The sequence below is a fragment of the Allobosea sp. TBD101 genome (genome assembly GCF_059817965.1).
The window spans coordinates 1,692,823-1,708,568 of the sequence record NZ_CM187543.1 but is presented as its reverse complement, the minus strand read 5'-3'; the positions used below and the strand labels follow the sequence as shown (position 1 = coordinate 1,708,568).

Below are 15,746 nucleotides of genomic sequence, written 5' to 3'. Positions count from 1 at the left end.
CCCTGAACTTGGCCCCGTCAGCTCCGGCTGGCGGGGCCTTTTTGTGTGGGGTCAATGCTTTCGCTGGCGAACATCCGCCGCTAGGGCCAGCAACCCTCTCCCCAATTCCTCGGCCACGTCCGGGTCGCAGCCGAAGGCAATCGGCTCGCGGTCGCTATATCGGAACACCACCACGATCTTACCTGTCGGCTCATGGTGGCCCGCTTCCCAGGCCCCGACCTCGAAGATGTCGAATATGTCCTTCGGCAACTGAGCCTCCCTCATCCGCTGAACCATCCCGCGATCTTGAACTCGGAACGATTCCCCCGCCAGTCCGTTCGCGACTCGTTGCGTTGTGGAGTTGCGTCAGATGTGTGCGCGTCGGGTTCTTCGGGCCGGGCTAGGCGTCGATGTCCTGAAGGGGCCGGCGCGACGAAAGCGACCTGAGCGCGATCTCTTCGTCGACCCGATGCCCGACCGGGTCGAGCCCTGCCTCGCTCAGCTCCAGAGCAAGCCGCCGATCGGCGACGACTGGGCCTATGAGGTCAAATGGGACGGCTATCGCCTGGCCGTTCATATCTTCGGCAAGCAGGTCCGAATCCTCACCCGCGGCGGCCACGATTGGACGCCCCGCTTCCCAACCATCGCGCATGATGCGAGTGAGCTCGGCCTCGACAGCGCCATTCTCGATGGTGAAGCGGTGGTGCTCGACGCGCGCGGCGCTTCCGATTTCGGCGCTCTGCAGAAGGCATTAGGCGGACGAGGCGGAAAGCAGGCGGCCGCCGGGGCTCGGCTCTACGCCTTCGACCTGCTCTACCTCAACGGCCACGACCTTCGCGCGATGCCCTTAAGCGATCGGCGCGAGATTCTCGCCGATGTCCTCGACGCTCCTCGATCTGAGCGAGCTCCTGCTCTTCGTCGGTCCCGTTCAGGCAGCCGACAAGATCCTCGGCGCGTCGAAGCGCGGCCGCCAGCTCTTCCTCACTGTTGATCGCCATTCGGCTCATGGCCGGCCAACCGGCTCTGCACCAAAATCGTTCCGCTCAGTGCCTGGCCTTCAACGCGGCATAGCGATCGACCTCGGCGCGCAGGAACGCCACGGCGGCATCGCCGCGTATCGACCGCATCCCCCTCAAGCCGTCTTTCTCACCGTCAAAGGTGCGATTGCGGTCGGCCAGCGTCATGCCGGCGAGGAAGCGCACCTCGCACTCATGCCTCCATTCATCCGACCAGGTCGAGACCTCGCGGCCGGCGAGGACGGAGAAGACATGCGGCGGGTTGTCGGGCGGAAACGGCATGCGGTTCCCTATGCCCGATTCTCGTGTCTGCGCATAAATCGTCTCCAGCGCTCGTACTCCTCAGGCGTGTAGCGCGCCTTGTAGTCGAGCCATTGGGCCTTGACCTTCGCCATGGCGGCCTCGCGGGTCCACTCCCTGCCGCGATCGGTTCCGGTCTGAGGGAGTCCGAATACGCTGATCCCCCACGTCCAAGGCGCGCACCGGTCGGGCACATTGGCGCCATCATCAACAATGACTGCGATCCGTTCCCCCTCGTCGTCGATGACCTGCCAAAAGGCATCGCTATCCGGATAGGTGCGCCGAAGGAAAAGCGTCGGTCCATCGTCTGACATCGCTCTCCTCTCCGCTCCCGCGAGCATCACCCGGATTGACTCTCTCTGCTCATGTTCTCTTAATGTTCTCATTCGCGGAGAACAAGCCATGCAGTTGCGTCGGTTTCGTTTTGAGGTGGTGACAGAGCGCGCGGACGGCGTCCGGCTGCTCGTATCGCGCCATCATCAGCGCGGTCGTGCCGATCGAAGGCTGATCAGGTATCCGCTGCAGCCCGGCCAAGCGATCGAGATCTTGGAGGACGGCCACGTCGTTCGAGTGAGCCGCTGCCCGGCTGGCGCAGAGGCGGCGAAGATCCCGTATTGACCGAAAGCTGACGGCAAGCTGGCGTCACCGCCCTGCCCTGCTCGCAACGGTGCGATAGGTGAACCCGATTTGTTCTATGCGGGGGGCGGGTATGAGTCCCTCTCCCGCTACCATTTCCCCCGGTATGGGCGGCGACGGGTTGGCCGAGAGCCGACCTCTTACTCAAACGATCATGTCTGAAACGAGCGCGCGGAATCCACGGCGCGCCTCCTTGCCATGATCGCTTGCATGGCTCCGATCCGCTGCGGCAGCGCGTAGAGATCACAGCGATCGTCTTCCACCGCAGCGGGATGCAGCGCGACGACCGCCGCCTCGGCCAATGCATAGCCGTCAGGTACGCGCAGGCGGTTGACCCTCGACTTTCCCGCTTCCTAGTTTTGAACCCGGATCGGCGGAGTCATTCCGCGACGTTGGAGAAACTGGGTCATGCAACTGGCTCTCGCTACCTGGCACGAAGTCGAAGAATACCTGCAGACATCGCGCGGCATTATCGTCCCCGTTGGCTCCACAGAACAGCACGGCCCCAACGGCCTGATCGGAACGGATCATCTCGACGCCGAGTTCATCGCCAAGGGCGTGGGCGACAAAATTGGCGCGATGGTCGCTCCGACGCTCGCCTATGGCATGTCGCAGCATCATCTGGGCTTCGCGGGCTCCGTGACGCTGCGCCCATCGACGATGATCGCCATGGTGGGCGACATCGTACGCTCCCTAGCCCGCAATGGATTTGAGCGCTTCTTTTTCATCAACGGACACGGCGGCAATATCGCGACCGTCACGGCTGCGTTCGACGAGGTCTACACGTCGCTGTCACTCCAGCCGAACGGCAAGCCTTCCCCGATACGCTGCCGAATGGTGATGTGGTCGGGCGGAACCCGCGCGACCGCCATCGCGGACGAGCTCTATCCCGGCGTCAACGGCTCGCATGCGACGGCGGCCGAGGTTTCGCTCGCACAGTTCTACCACCCGGAAGCGATCAAGCAGGCCCAGATGTCGCCCAAGGTCGCGCCCGCCAGCACCTCGTTCTTCGACTGCTTTGACTATCGCAGGCGCTACCCCGATGGCCGGATCGGCTCCGATCCGTCGTTATCGACACCGCAGCACGGTGAAAGGCTGTTTGCCGCTGCCGTCGAGGACATGGCCGACGCCTATCGTACATTCATGGCCTGAGCCACGAGCCATAGCCAAACACACGGCCCGGCGGCGCGAGGAAGCGCCGGGCCGTTCAGATGCAGCCGGCAGGCGGCTCTCGATCAGCCTGCAACGCCTGCCAGATTCGACAGCGAAGCCACCGGCACGACCGGAATGACGATGCGGGAGGCGCGCGCGCCGTCGCAGAACACCGTGTTGCGGGCGATCTGCCGCCGGCGCCCCTGCCCTTCCGGGTCGAACGTATTGGGGTTCACGTCGAATTTCGGGAAGTTCGAGGAGGAGATGTCGAGCCTGATCCGGTGCCCGGCCTTGAACAGCGCCGCCGTCGCGAAAGGTTCGATAGTGATCCGGAACGGGACCTCCCGCTCGATCGGCTCCGGCTTTTCCCAGGACTTGCGATAGCGGCAGCGGAAAATGCCGTCCGTCAGGTTGAGCGCGAAGCCGGTGGGATAATCCACTGAGGGCGGGTGCATATCGACCAGCTTGGCGGTGAAATCCGTGTCCGGCGCATCGGAGGCGACCCAGAGCTCGACCGTGATCGGCCCGATCACCGCCATGTCTTCCTCCAGCGGCAGGCTTTCGAAGGCGAGCACGTCGCGCCGGGCGATCAACGGCATGCCAGCATCGCGCGAGCCGAAGAAGCGCGGCCCCTCGCGCTGGTCGAAGCCGCCGCCCTCGAAGATCGGCTGGCCGCTGGTCAGCGCGCCGCCGATGGTCGGCACGGGATCGGCCGGATCGAAATCATAGGTCAGGGGCGCGGCGTCGGGAGCCGGCGCGTCGCGCGAGAGCCGGCCATTGCCGTGAATGTACCAGTCCTGCTGGTCGGTATCCGGCAGCGGCCAGTGCGAGGTCTCGATCCAGCGCCCGCCCTGGATGAGGCGCCCGTCGGCATCCCTCTCGCCCGAGCCGCCGCCCATCAGAAACAGGCGTAAGGTCGGGTCGGCCTCCAATCCGTTGGGCTCGTCCCGGAGCCAGCGATCGAACCAGCGCTTGCGGAAATCGAGCCAGTTCGTGCCGACATTGCCGTCGAAGGGCGCGGCCTCGCCGAAGGACGTGTCGCCGGCGAAGGTCGACTGGCGGTTGCCGTGCAGGCCGGCCCCCATGATGACGTTGAGATGCCGCCGACCGGAGGCACCGAGCCCCGCGAAATTGTCGAAGGTCGTCTTCACATAGACGTCGTACCAGCTCGACATCAGCAGGATCGGGATGTCGGGCACGGCGTCGTAGAAGCCCTCCAGCCAGAGGCCCGGCCGTTTCCATTCCGGGCCGAAGGTGCCGGCGCGCCATTGGTCGAGCAGATAGGTCTCGTATTCCGGCACCCAGCGCACCGGCGAGCGCCCCTCGCTCCACGGCATCACGCGGAACCAGGCATGCAGATCCTCCGCCGCGAGACCGGCGGCGACGACGGGGTCGGCGAGCGCGTCCGGGCTTTCCTGCGCCCGGTTATAGGCCCAGGTCGCCTGCTTCAATTCAAAGGCGCCGCCTTGGCGAATGCCGCACGAGAAGGCGTTCGAGAAGCCGCCGGAATCGAGGATCATGCAGGCGAGACCGGGGGGGGTCAGCGAGGCCAGCGCCGCCTGGGTATGGGCGGCATAGGACAGGCCCATCGTGCCGATCCGGCCATTGCACCAGGGCTGCCCGACGATCCAGGCGCAGGTATCGTAGCCGTCCTCGGCATCGGAGACGTATTTGACGAATTCGCCTTCCGAGCCATAGCGACCGCGGCAATCCTGATAGACCACCGCGTAGCCGGCGTGGACGAAATGCGCGGCGACGTCGGCGCGAGCCATCGGCTTGGCTTCGCCGCGGCCAATCTCGGAGCGCGAGCGCTCCGCCTTGCCATAGGGCGTGCGCTCCATCACGACCGGGAAAGGACCGGGAAGCGCCTGCCCATTTTGCGCCGGCAGATAGACATCCGTGGCCAGCCGAACGCCGTCGCGCATCGTCACCATGACGTCCTTCAGCGTGACGATGTCATGGCCGCTTTCCGGGGCAGGGGCCGGGCTCACGGCCTTCATCGATTGCGGGCTCACTTCGCCAGCCCCGCCCGCGCCGCGGTGGTGTCCTCGGCCATGTTGGCCTCAAAGGTGATGTTGGCCTTCGAGGCCCAGGCGATCTTCTGCCAGTAGAGCGGAATCACCGGCAGGTCGGCGAAGACAGTGCGGGCTGCGGCCTGGATGCCGGCGATCCGCTTGCTTTCGTCGAACTGTGTCAGCGCCTCGGCGAGCGCCTTGTCGAAGGCCGGGTTGGAATAGCGCGCCCGGTTGAAGCCGCCGGTGCCGGCCTTCGAATCCGCGGTCATGAACAGGTTGCGCATGCCCGGCCCCGCGGTCGGGGTCGTCGTGCCCAGCGAGAAGATGAAGGCGGAGAAGCTCTGCCGGCTCGCGGCGCTGGCATAGACGTTATAGGGCTGCGTCATCACGCCGTTCACCTTGATGCCGCCGCGCGAAAACATCTGGCCGATCGCCTGGGCGATGTCCTTGTCGCCGGCAAAACGGTCGTTCGAGGAGTGGATGGTGATACCGAAGCCGTCCTTCAGCCCGGCCTGCTGCAGCAGGGCCTTGGCGCCGGCAAGGTCATTGACGACCGGCTTGAGCGCGGGATCGAAACCGGCGACGCCTTCCGGCACGAGCTGGCCGGCCGGCACGCCCGCCCCGTTGAGCAGTCGCTCGACGATCGCCGGCACGTTGATCAGCTTGGCCAGCGCCTGCCGCACCCGCAGGTCCCGCAGCGGATTGGGCTTCAGCGGCTTGCCATCCTTGTCGGTGACGAAGGGGCTTTCCTCGCGCGCGGTGTCGAGGGCGAGATAGATCAGCCGGGCCGAGGGGATCGCATGCACCTTGATCCCCGCCGTCTTCTCCAGCACCGGCAGGTCGGCCGGCGGCACGCCGTCGATCAGGTCGACCGCGCCCGAGCGCAGCGCCGCGACGCGGGCCGCGTCATTGGCGATGAAGCGGATCGTCACGGTCTCGAAGGCGGGCTTCGGCCCCCAGTAGCCCTCGTTGCGTGTCAGGATGACGCGGTCGCCCGGCACCCATTCCTTGAACTTGTAGGGGCCGGAGCCGACGAGCCCGTCGCCCTTGTTGTAGTCCTGCAGGCTCTTGCCCTCGGCGGAGGCGCGCTCGAGGATGTAGACGAAGCCGATCCGCTCCATCAGGTCTGGCGTCGGCGCCTCGGTCTTCACCTCCAGCGTCGTGGCGTCGACCGGCTTGGCCGAGATCACGCCCGAGACGTTGTTGGAGAACGGCGCCGGGCTGTTGGGAACGTTGCGGGCGCGCTCCAGCGAGAAGGCGACATCATCGGCGGTGACCGGCTTGCCGCTCTGGAAGCGGGCATCCTTGCGCAGGTTGATCCGCCAGGTCGTCGGGTCGACCACCGCCCAGCTCTCGGCCAGGCTCGGCTGCATGCGCAGATGCGCGTCGGTCTCGACCAGCCGGTCGAATATCTGCATGGCGATGTTCTGGTTCGGCCCGGTGCGGGAGAACAGCGGGTCCATCGCCGAGGGCTCGCTCGCCGTGCCGATGACGAGGTCGGCGGCGTTGGCGAGGCCTGCGATGCCGAGCCAGGCGGCGCTGGCCAGCAAGGGCAGGAGCGCGGTGAGGCGGGGCTTGGCGGTCGTGCGAAGCTTGGAGGTCATGCGGTGTCTCCTCTTCAGGCGCTGCCGCCGGCCGTGAGCGATACGGCGGCGGCATTGAGATGGCAGGCGCTGAGATGTCCCTCAGCGATCGGTTCGAGAGGCGGCCGCGCCTGGGCGCAGGGCGTGAAGATGCGCGGGCAGCGCGGATGGAAGGCGCAGCCGGAGGGCGGATGCAGCGGCGAGGGAATTTCGCCGCGGATCGGGGTGAAGGCGCGCCGGCGCTCCTTCACCGAGGGCAATTCGCGTAGCAGGGCGGTGGTATAGGGATGGTTCGGCGCGGCGAAGAAGGCATCGGCCGGCGCGGTCTCGACCACGCGGCCGAGATACATGATCGCGACCCGGTCGCTGATATGCTTCACCACGCTGAGATCGTGGCTGATGAAGAGATAGGTCAGGCCGAGCTCCTCGCGCAGATCCATGAACAGGTTGATGACCTGGGCCTGGATCGAAACGTCGAGGGCCGAGACCGACTCGTCGCAGACGATCAGCCGCGGCTTGACCGCGAGCGCCCGGGCGATGCCGATGCGCTGGCGCTGGCCGCCGGAGAACTGGTGCGGATAGCGCTTGCGATAGGAGGGATCGAGGCCGACCTTCTCGAGCAACTCCGCCACATAATCGTCGACCTCGCCGGCCCGGACCAGGCCATGCACCCGCGGCGCCTCGCCCACCAGATCGACGACACGCTTGCGCGGATTGAGCGAGGACATCGGGTCCTGGAAGATCACCTGCACGGCCAGCCGCATCTCCAGCGCCTCGCTGCGCGAGAGCGAGGCGACGTCCTTGCCCTGCCAGAGGAGGGTACCCTCGGTCAGCGGCAGCAGCCCGGCCAGCAGGCGGCCGAGCGTGGACTTGCCGCAGCCGGATTCGCCGACGAGACCGAGAACCTCGCCCTGCCGGATGGCGATGTCGACGCCCTCGACGGCGTGGACGGTTTCCTCGGAGATGTTCGCGCCAAGGATACGAGCGAGCTTCTCCGCCGCGTCGAGGCCGCGCGAAAAGCGCCGGACAAGGCCGCGTCCTTCGATCAGGGCTCCGGTCATGCTGCGACTCCGGGCAAGAGCGGGTGGTGGCAGCGGAAGCTGTGGCTCACGCCCTGCGGCTTGGGTTCCTGCTGGCAGACTTCGCTCGCAGCGAAGCAGCGTGTCCGGAAGGCGCATCCGGCGGGCCGGGCCAATGGCGAAGGCGAGAGGCCTGGGATCGGGTGCAGCCTTGCGCCGCGCGCCGCATTGGCCGGCAGCGCCTCCATCAGGCCGCGCGTATAGGGATGGGCCGGCCGGTCGAGCACATCGTCGGTTACGCCGGTCTCGACGATGCGGCCGGCATACATCACCGCGATCCGGTCGGCGAGGCTGGCGACGACGCCGAGATCGTGGCTGATCCAGATCAGCGCCATGCCGAACTCGCTCGCCAGCCGGCGCACCTCGAACAGGATCTGGCCCTGGATGGTGACGTCGAGCGCGGTCGTCGGCTCGTCGGCGATGATCAGGTCGGGCTTGTGCAGCAGCGCGATCGCGATGGCGACGCGCTGACGCATGCCGCCCGAGAACTGGTGCGGATAGGCCTTCAGGCGTTCCTCGGGCGAGGGAATGCCGACGAGGCCGAGCGCATCGCGGGAGCGCTTGCGCGCCTCCTCCCGCGAGACCGCGTCATGGGCGAGCACCGCCTCGACCATCTGCGTCTCGATCGAGAGCACCGGGTTGAGCGTCATCATCGGGTCCTGGAAGATCATCGCGATCTTCTTGCCGCGCAGGCGCCTGAGCCGCTCGGTCGGGAGCCCGACGAGATCCTCGCCCTGGAACAGGATGCGCCCGCCCGCGACCCGCCCGGGCGGCTCGATCAGCCCGAGGATCGAGAAGCCGGTGATCGACTTGCCCGAGCCGGACTCGCCGACAAGTCCGAGGATTTCGCCACGATCGACGCTGAAGGAGACGCCATCCACGGCGCGGACGAGGCCGGCCGAACTGGCGAACTGGGTTTCGAGATTCTCGACGACGAGCACCGGGGTCATGGCTCAGCGCTCCGCGAGACGGGGGTTCAGCACCTCGCGCAGCCGGTCGCCGACGATGTTGATGCTGAAGACGAGGGTGAGCAGCAAGAGCCCGGGATAGACGCTGATCCAGTACTGGCCGGAGAGCAGCACCTGATAGCCGTTGGCGATCAGCAGCCCGAGCGAGGGCTGGGTGATCGGCAGGCCGATGCCGAGGAAGGACAGCGTCGCCTCGGCCGAGATCGCGTTCGCGACCTGGAGCGTGCCGATGACGATGAGCGGCGAGAGGCAGTTCGGCAGGAGATGGCCGAACAACATGCGCGGGCGGGAGAGGCCCAGCATTTTAGCTGCCTCGATATAGTCCTTGCCCTTCTCGACCAGGGCCGCGGCGCGGACGGCGCGGGCGAACATCGCCCATTGCACCAGCACCAGCGCGAAGATCACCTTGCCGACGCCCTGCCCGAGGATGGCGAGCAGCATCAGCGCGACGAGCAGGGTCGGAAAGCCCAGCATCAGGTCGACCAGCCGCATGATCACGGTGTCGACGCGCCCGCCGAAATAGGCGGCCGAGAGGCCGAGCACCGTGCCAACGACGAGCGCGACGAGACCGGCGAGGACGCCGACGAAGAGCGAGGTCCTGAGGCCGTAGATCATGGCCGAGAGCATGTCGCGGCCCTGTACGTCGGTGCCGAACCAGTAGGTCGCACCGCTCATGCTCTCCGCGCCGGGCGGCAGCTTCGAGTCCATGATGTCGAGCGTCGAGAGGTCGTAGGGGTCCTGCGGGGCCAGCGCCGGACCGAACACGGCGGTCAGGATCAGCAGGATGCAGACGACGGCGGCGATCGTCGCCTTCGGGCTCTTCAGGATGCCGGCGAGCGAGCGCGCCAGCAGGCTGTCGGCATCGGGGCGCAAGGCCGCGAACAGGGCGGGTTTCGCAAGAGCCATCAGTTGCGCCCCAGCCGGATGCGCGGATCCAGGATCGAGTAGAGCACGTCGACCGCGAAATTGAGCACGATGAAGAGGCTGACGACGACGAGCAGGTAGGCGACCACCACCGGCCGGTCGAGCCGCATGATCGAGTCGATCAGGAGCTTGCCGACGCCGGGCCAGGCGAAGATCGTCTCGGTGACGACGCCAAAGGCGATCAGCGAACCGATCTCCATGCCGATCACGGTGACGAGCGGGATCATGATCGTCTTCAGCACATGCACGAGTACGACCCGGCGTTCGGTCAGCCCCTTGGCGCGGGCGAACTTGACGAAGTCGAGCGGCATGGTCTCGCGCACGCCGGTCCGCGTCAGCCGGATCACCAGCGAGAGCTTAAACAAGGCGAGGTTGGTCGCCGGCAGGATCAGGTGGCGGATGCCCTCCCAGGAGGCGAAGCTGGTCTCGATGCCGAGGATCTGCCCGGTCGGCCCGCGCCCGCTGGAGGGCAGCCAGCCCAGCCAGACCGAGAAGATCATCACCAGCATCATGCCCTGCCAGAAATTCGGCAGGCTGAAGCCGAGGATCGAGCCGGTCATGATCGTCTCGTCGACGACGGAGCGCGGCTTCAGACCGGCGATCAGCCCGAGCGGGATGCCGATGACGAGCGCGATCAGGATCGCGACCAGCGCCAACTCCAGCGTCGCCGGCAGGCGCTCGAGGATCAGCGAGATCGAAGGCTGGTTGAAGACGAAGGAGCGGCCGAGATCGCCCTTGAGTGCATTGCCGAGAAAGGCGAGGAACTGCACCGGCAGCGGCTTGTCGAGGCCGAGCGAGGCCTCGACCTGGGCCCGTTCGGCCGGGGTGGCGTCGGGCGCGATCAGCATCTCCGCGGGATCGCCGATGGCATAGACCCCGACGAAGACGATGACGGCGGTCGCCGCCAGCACCAGCAGGCTCTGCATCAATCGTCGAATGACGAAGACGGTCATCGATGGCTCCCGGCTACGGCAGGGCGGCGTGATCGCCGTTCACCTGTCGCGCCGACCATGAGCGGCGCCGGAAGCCCCCGCAACCTTATGCGCAAAGCGCATCGGGCTATGTGCTGCCCTGCGCCTCCAGCCGGCTCTTCAGGATCTCGGTGAAGGCTTCCGCCGAGCGCGACATCGGTGCCCCCTTCAGCGTGACGATGCCGTAGGCACCGTGGATGCAGGGGCTGAACGGACGCTGCGCGATCGGCAGGTGCCGGTAGAGCCCGGCGATCAACTCGGGCACCACGGCGACGCCGAGCCCGCGGGCGACGAGCCCGCAAGTGGCCTCGACCGAATGCACCTCGATGCGCACGATCGGGAAGACCCCAGCGCGCCGCAACTGACGCTCGAAGGCGAGGCGCGCCGGCCGCTGGCGGCCGAGCATGATCAGGTGATGTCCCGACAGGTCGCGCGGCGTCAGGTTCGGTCGGTCGGCCAGCGGGTGTCCGGCGGGCATGATGCAGACCGACTCGGAGTGCACGATCTCGCGGGCCTCGAAGCCCTTGTTGCGCGGCGGCAGGCTGACGAAGCCGAGATCGGCGACGCGCGCCAGCACCATCTGCTCGATCGCATCGTAATGCCCCCCGATCAGCTCGACCGAGGCGTCATGGCGCTCCGCCAGATAGGTCTCGATCACCTCCGGCATCACGGTCGCGATGAAGGAATGCGGCACGGCCACCTTGAGGAAGCGCTGGCCGACAGTCCCGGCCCGCAGGTCCTCGGTATAGCGTTTCAGCCGCGCGACGAGCGAGGCCAGTTCACCGACCTCGTCCATCAGCGCGAAGGCCTCCGGCCGCGGCAGCAGGCGGCCGTTGCTGCGCTCGAACAGCTCGAAGCCCAGCTCCTCCTCAAGCTGCGTGAGCTGCCGGCTGACCGCCGATTGCGACAGGCCGAGCGTAACGGCACCGGCGGTGGTAGAGCCGCCGGCCATGACGGCGCGGAAGATTTCGATCTGCCGTATCTTCATCGATCGGAAGTCTCGCGATGTGTCGGTACCAGGTCGTCGACCAATGGCATGATCCAATATCGGATCACCCCTCCCCGCCAACACTTCTTTCCGGCGCCGGGCGACCGAGCCGCGGCAGGGAGACCGTGACGCGAAGACCGCCCTCCGCTCGGTTCTCCAGCACGACGCTCCCCTCATGCGATCCGACGACGGCCCGGGCGATGGTGAGGCCGAGCCCGGAGCCGCCGGTCTCGCGGCCGCGTGACTCTTCCAGCCGCACGAAGGGCAGGAAGGCGCGCTCCATGTCGGCCAGCGGGATGCCCGGTCCCTCGTCCTCGATCGTGACCACGACCTGCCCCCCGGTCTCGGCGATGCGGACCGCCGCCGCCGCGCCGTATTTGACCGCATTGCCGATGACGTTCGAGAAGGCCCGCTTCAGCGGCAGGACGCGGCCCAGGATCGGGGCCGAATTCAGGCCCGACAGGCTGACCTCATGCCCCTGGTCGAGATGCTCGTCGACGATGGTCTCGACGACAGAGGCGAGGTCGATCGGCCGGGCCGCCTCGCTCGACACGCCGGCGCGCAGATATTCCAGCGTCGAATCGATCATCTCCTCCATCTCGCTGAGATCGGCATCGATCAGGCGCCGCGTCGCGTCGTCGTCGAGCAGCTCGGAGCGCAAACGAAGCCGGGTGATCGGCGTGCGCAGGTCGTGCGAGACCGCGGCCATCGCCTGCATGCGCTCGGCGACGAGGCGCTGGATGCGCTCGCGCATGGTGTTGAAGGCGCGCGCGGCGCGGCGGACCTCGGCCGGGCCGTCTTCCGGCAGGAGCTGCGGCACCTGATCGAGGCTGAAGCGCTCTGCCGCCAGAGCGAGGTCGCGCAGCGGCCGGGTCGCCCAGCGCAGCAGCAGCAGCGCGACCACGACGATCCCGACGGCGAAGCAGATCATGATCGCGGTCAGGTTCCAGTCTAGATGCTGCGCGGCGCCAAGCGTCGACGACGAGAAATTGACCCAGCTCCCGTCTTCGAGCCGGATCGAGACCAGCATCAAATGCCGGTCGGTCACGGTCCCGCCGTCATCGGCCAGTCCGACACGGAAGGACTCGGCCGCGAGATCGGGAGCGAACTGCTTCAGTCGCTCTTCCATCTCGCGCGTCCGCTCGGTCGCCGGCACATTGCCGAGGACGAGGCTGACCTTGCTCCAATGGACTTCGAGGCTCGCGCTCGACAAATCATGCGCGACGCGGTCCCGCTCCGCACCATCCGGGATGCTGGCGATCGCGCGCTTGATCGAGACGATGCGCTCGGCGAGGCCGCCGTCGCGCCCGGCAGAGGCGAAGTTTTCGACGCCGACGCGGAAAGCCCAGTAGCCAAGCACGTGGAAAGCGAGCAACGCCGCGACCAGGATCAGGATCGCGCGGCTTGCCACGGTATCGGGCCAGAAACGTCCGGGCAGCCTCGTCAAGCGGTCAGTCCTTCGTCATGCCCGATCGTGGAGGCGAACATGTAGCCCGCGCCACGCACCGTCTTGATCAACTGGCCGCCGCTGGCATCGGCCTCGAGCTTGCGGCGCAGGCGGCTGATCTGGACGTCGATCGTCCGGTCGAACGGATCGTCGCTCATCCGGGCCTTGGCGAATTGCATCAGCGCCTCGCGCGACAGCACGCGGTTGGCATGTTCGACGAAGGCGACGAGCAGGTCGAACTCGCCGGTCGAGAGATCGATCAATGTCCCGGCCGGCGATTGCAGCTCCCGGCGCCTGAGGTCCATGCGCCAGCCGTCGAAGGTGACGAGCGTACTCGCCTGCGAGACGGCCGCGCCCTGCCCCGCCCGTGCCCGGCGCAGCAAGGCCCGGATGCGGGCCAGCAATTCGCGCGGACTGAACGGCTTGGTCACATAATCATCCGCCCCGCCTTCGAGGCCGGTGATGCGATCGCTCTCCTCGCCGCGGGCGGTCAGCATCACGATCGGGACATGGGAGGTCGCGCGCACGTCACGGCACAACTCGACGCCCGACCGTCCGGGCAGCATGAGGTCGAGCACGATCAGGTCGATGACGCTGTGCGCCAGCGCTTCCATCATCGCCCGGCCATCCGGCGCCCCGGTCACCTGGTAGCCGTGCCGCTGCAGGAAGCGCGCGACGAGGAGCCTGATCTGCGGATCGTCGTCCACCACCAGGATATGGCCGTGATCGTCGGCGATCGGCACGACAGGCGCCTGATCCATCTCGTGTTCTGCGTTTCCCGACATCACCATGCCGTGCGAGCGCCGGCTCTCCTCTGTGCGAACCGACCATAGCGCGTGCGCGGCCCGGCTGCCCGCATCGCTTTGAAACAATTTGTAACGGACGCCCGCGGATCGGCGTTGCTACCCCTGCTCCACCGCAACAGGGGAGCCGTGAGTCGTGAGATTGGTGAAGCTGCCGTTCTTGGGGGCGATCGGTCTGGCACTCGGTGCCTGCACGGTCTCCGCCATTCCAGACCATCTGGCCCGGCCGGCCGATCCGAATGCCCGCGTTCCCGCCGTCACCTATGGCAGCGTCACGGCCGGCGCCGCCAGCTTCCGCCCGGCCGAGCCCAGGGACTGGCGCGATCTCAACCGCCGGGTCGGGCCGAAATCATGACGCTGCCGAACAATCCTCTCGCCGCGCCCTCGGGCGCCACCATCCAGGGATCGGCCTTGACCTCATCTCCTGTTCCGAAGGCTAGCCGCCTGCTGCGCTGGACCCTGCTTGCCGGCGCCACCGCATTGCTGGGCGGCTGCGCGGGCTTCTCCGCCGATGGCGGCATGGGCGCAATCCAGACCGCGACCTATGCCGATATCGGCAAGGACGTGACCAAGATCGGTGACGATCAGGCCGCCCTCACCGCCAAGGGGCGCGTCGACCAGCTTCTGCGCAAGCCGTTGACGGCGGATGCCGCCGTGCAGGTCGCGCTGCTCAACAACCGCGGCTTGCAGGCTGCCTTCAACGAGCTCGGCATGGCCGAGGCGCAGATGGTCGCGGCGAGCCTCCCGCCCAACCCGCGCTTCGGCATTTCCAAGCTCTCCGGCCGCTTCGAGCTCGAGATCGAGCGCCAGATCGTCGGCAGCCTGCTGGCGCTAGCGACCTTGCCGGCACGGGCCGAGATCGCCCGCGACCGCTTCCAGACCGCACAGATGCGGACGGCCGAGACCGTGCTGAAGCTCGCAGCCGACACGCGCCGCCAGTACTATCGCGCGGCCGCCGCCAATGCGCAGGTCGCGTTCTATCAGGAGGCGAAAAGCTCCGCCGATGCGGCGTCCGAACTGTTCAAGCGGCTGGGCGAATCCGGCGGCGTCAACAAGATCGACCAGGCCCGCGAATTCGCTTTCGAGGCGGAACTGACCGTGCAGCTCGCGCAAGCGCGCCAGCAGCAGCGCCAGGAGCGCGAGCGCCTCGTCCGCCAGCTCGGGCTCTGGGGCGACGACCTGAAGTTCCGGGTCGGCAACCTGCCGCCCTTGCCGCGCCTGCAATCGGTCAAGGCGATCGAGGCCGAGGCCTTGCGCAAACGCGTCGACCTCCGGATCGCGCGGGCAGAGCTCGACACGCTCGCCAAGTCGCTGGGGCTCACCCAGGCGACGCGTTTCGTCGACGATGTCGACCTGCTCGGCCGGCGCACCTATGACCGCAGCCGCAGCATCAACGACCACGGCCATGTCGAGCGCGAATCCAGCCGCAGCCGCACGCTGGAACTCGAGATCGACATCCCGATCTACGATTTCGGCCAGTCCAAGGTCGCGCTCGCCGAGCAGACCTATATGCAGGCCGCCAACAAGCTGGCCGAGAAGGCGGTGAATATCCGCTCCGAGGCTCGCGAGGCCTACACCGCCTACCGCGCCAATTACGACATCACGCGCCAGTACCAGACCAACGTCCTGCCTTTGCGCAAGATCATCCAGGAGCAGTCGCTGCTGCAGTACAGCGGCATGCTCAACGACGTCACGGACCTGATCGCGGATGCCCGCAGCCGCATCCTCTCGAACGTCGCCGCGATCAATGCCCGCCGCGATTTCTGGATCGCCCATACCGATTTCAAGCACGCACTGATCGGCGGCGGCAGCGCGGGCGGCGGCTCGGCCACCGTGGCGGCGGCTGGCGGCGGCGATGCCGGCGGCGCAGGCCACTGAAGGAGCT

16 protein-coding genes and 1 pseudogene are annotated in these 15,746 nt (G+C 67.1%); 5 read left to right on the top strand and 12 right to left on the bottom strand.

The features are described 5' to 3' along the window. Window positions 1-51: 51 nt before the first annotated feature. Complete coding sequence (locus AC6RIC_RS08035; protein WP_499735762.1) at window positions 52-276, bottom strand: hypothetical protein; 225 nt, start codon at window positions 274-276, stop codon at window positions 52-54. A gap of 73 nt (window positions 277-349) precedes the next feature. Here AC6RIC_RS08035 and AC6RIC_RS08030 point away from each other — a divergent pair. Next, window positions 350-862 (top strand): annotated as a pseudogene (locus AC6RIC_RS08030) (ATP-dependent DNA ligase); the annotation flags it as partial. A 160-nt stretch (window positions 863-1,022) separates the two neighbouring features. Here AC6RIC_RS08030 and AC6RIC_RS08025 read toward each other — a convergent pair. Together AC6RIC_RS08025 and AC6RIC_RS08020 are read right to left on the bottom strand one after the other, a co-directional pair. After that, a complete protein-coding gene (locus AC6RIC_RS08025; RefSeq protein ID WP_499735761.1) occupies window positions 1,023-1,277 on the bottom strand; it encodes a DUF7696 family protein in 255 nt (84 codons plus the stop codon). 8 nt (window positions 1,278-1,285) lie between these two features. Further along, complete coding sequence (locus AC6RIC_RS08020; protein ID WP_499735760.1) at window positions 1,286-1,609, bottom strand: hypothetical protein; 324 nt, start codon at window positions 1,607-1,609, stop codon at window positions 1,286-1,288. An 88-nt stretch (window positions 1,610-1,697) separates the two neighbouring features. Here AC6RIC_RS08020 and AC6RIC_RS08015 point away from each other — a divergent pair, with 88 nt between their 5' ends. Further along, on the top strand, window positions 1,698-1,913 hold the full coding sequence (locus AC6RIC_RS08015; RefSeq protein WP_499735759.1) for a hypothetical protein: 216 nt from the start codon (window positions 1,698-1,700) through the stop codon (window positions 1,911-1,913). Between the two features lie 426 nt (window positions 1,914-2,339). Continuing rightward, window positions 2,340-3,083, top strand: a complete 744-nt coding sequence (locus AC6RIC_RS08010; RefSeq protein WP_454655858.1) for a creatininase family protein — start codon at window positions 2,340-2,342, stop codon at window positions 3,081-3,083. An 83-nt stretch (window positions 3,084-3,166) separates the two neighbouring features. Here the strand turns inward: AC6RIC_RS08010 and AC6RIC_RS08005 are convergent, their stop codons facing one another. The 9 genes from AC6RIC_RS08005 to AC6RIC_RS07965 form a co-directional block, all read right to left on the bottom strand. Next, a complete protein-coding gene (locus AC6RIC_RS08005) occupies window positions 3,167-5,083 on the bottom strand; it encodes a CocE/NonD family hydrolase (RefSeq protein ID WP_499735758.1) in 1,917 nt (638 codons plus the stop codon). A gap of 11 nt (window positions 5,084-5,094) precedes the next feature. Continuing rightward, window positions 5,095-6,702 (bottom strand): ABC transporter substrate-binding protein, encoded by a 1,608-nt coding sequence (locus AC6RIC_RS08000; protein WP_499735757.1) that lies wholly within the window; start codon window positions 6,700-6,702, stop codon window positions 5,095-5,097. A 14-nt stretch (window positions 6,703-6,716) separates the two neighbouring features. Beyond that, window positions 6,717-7,742 (bottom strand): ABC transporter ATP-binding protein, encoded by a 1,026-nt coding sequence (locus AC6RIC_RS07995; RefSeq protein WP_499735756.1) that lies wholly within the window; start codon window positions 7,740-7,742, stop codon window positions 6,717-6,719. Beyond that, window positions 7,739-8,710, bottom strand: a complete 972-nt coding sequence (locus AC6RIC_RS07990; RefSeq protein WP_499735755.1) for an ABC transporter ATP-binding protein — start codon at window positions 8,708-8,710, stop codon at window positions 7,739-7,741. The genes AC6RIC_RS07995 and AC6RIC_RS07990 overlap by 4 nt, the downstream gene beginning before the upstream one ends. Window positions 8,711-8,713: 3 nt before the next feature. Beyond that, window positions 8,714-9,634 carry an ABC transporter permease gene (locus AC6RIC_RS07985; RefSeq protein ID WP_454655853.1) on the bottom strand — a complete coding sequence of 307 codons (921 nt, stop codon included), beginning with the start codon at window positions 9,632-9,634 and terminating at the stop codon, window positions 8,714-8,716. Further along, window positions 9,634-10,605: an ABC transporter permease gene (locus tag AC6RIC_RS07980; RefSeq protein ID WP_454655852.1), complete on the bottom strand. Its 972-nt coding sequence runs from the start codon at window positions 10,603-10,605 to the stop codon at window positions 9,634-9,636. Before AC6RIC_RS07980 ends, AC6RIC_RS07985 begins: the two co-directional genes overlap by 1 nt. 106 nt (window positions 10,606-10,711) lie before the next feature. Then, on the bottom strand, window positions 10,712-11,611 hold the full coding sequence (locus AC6RIC_RS07975; protein WP_499735754.1) for a LysR substrate-binding domain-containing protein: 900 nt from the start codon (window positions 11,609-11,611) through the stop codon (window positions 10,712-10,714). 64 nt (window positions 11,612-11,675) lie between these two features. After that, window positions 11,676-13,058, bottom strand: a complete 1,383-nt coding sequence (locus tag AC6RIC_RS07970) for an ATP-binding protein (protein WP_499735753.1) — start codon at window positions 13,056-13,058, stop codon at window positions 11,676-11,678. After that, window positions 13,055-13,819, bottom strand: coding sequence for a response regulator (locus tag AC6RIC_RS07965; protein ID WP_499735752.1), 765 nt, complete (start codon window positions 13,817-13,819; stop codon window positions 13,055-13,057). Before AC6RIC_RS07965 ends, AC6RIC_RS07970 begins: the two co-directional genes overlap by 4 nt. A 178-nt stretch (window positions 13,820-13,997) precedes the next feature. Here AC6RIC_RS07965 and AC6RIC_RS07960 point away from each other — a divergent pair, with 178 nt between their 5' ends. Together AC6RIC_RS07960 and AC6RIC_RS07955 are read left to right on the top strand one after the other, a co-directional pair. Beyond that, complete coding sequence (locus tag AC6RIC_RS07960; protein WP_499735751.1) at window positions 13,998-14,216, top strand: hypothetical protein; 219 nt, start codon at window positions 13,998-14,000, stop codon at window positions 14,214-14,216. Continuing rightward, complete coding sequence (locus AC6RIC_RS07955) at window positions 14,213-15,739, top strand: TolC family protein (protein WP_499735750.1); 1,527 nt, start codon at window positions 14,213-14,215, stop codon at window positions 15,737-15,739. The genes AC6RIC_RS07960 and AC6RIC_RS07955 overlap by 4 nt, the downstream gene beginning before the upstream one ends. Window positions 15,740-15,746: the final 7 nt, after the last annotated feature.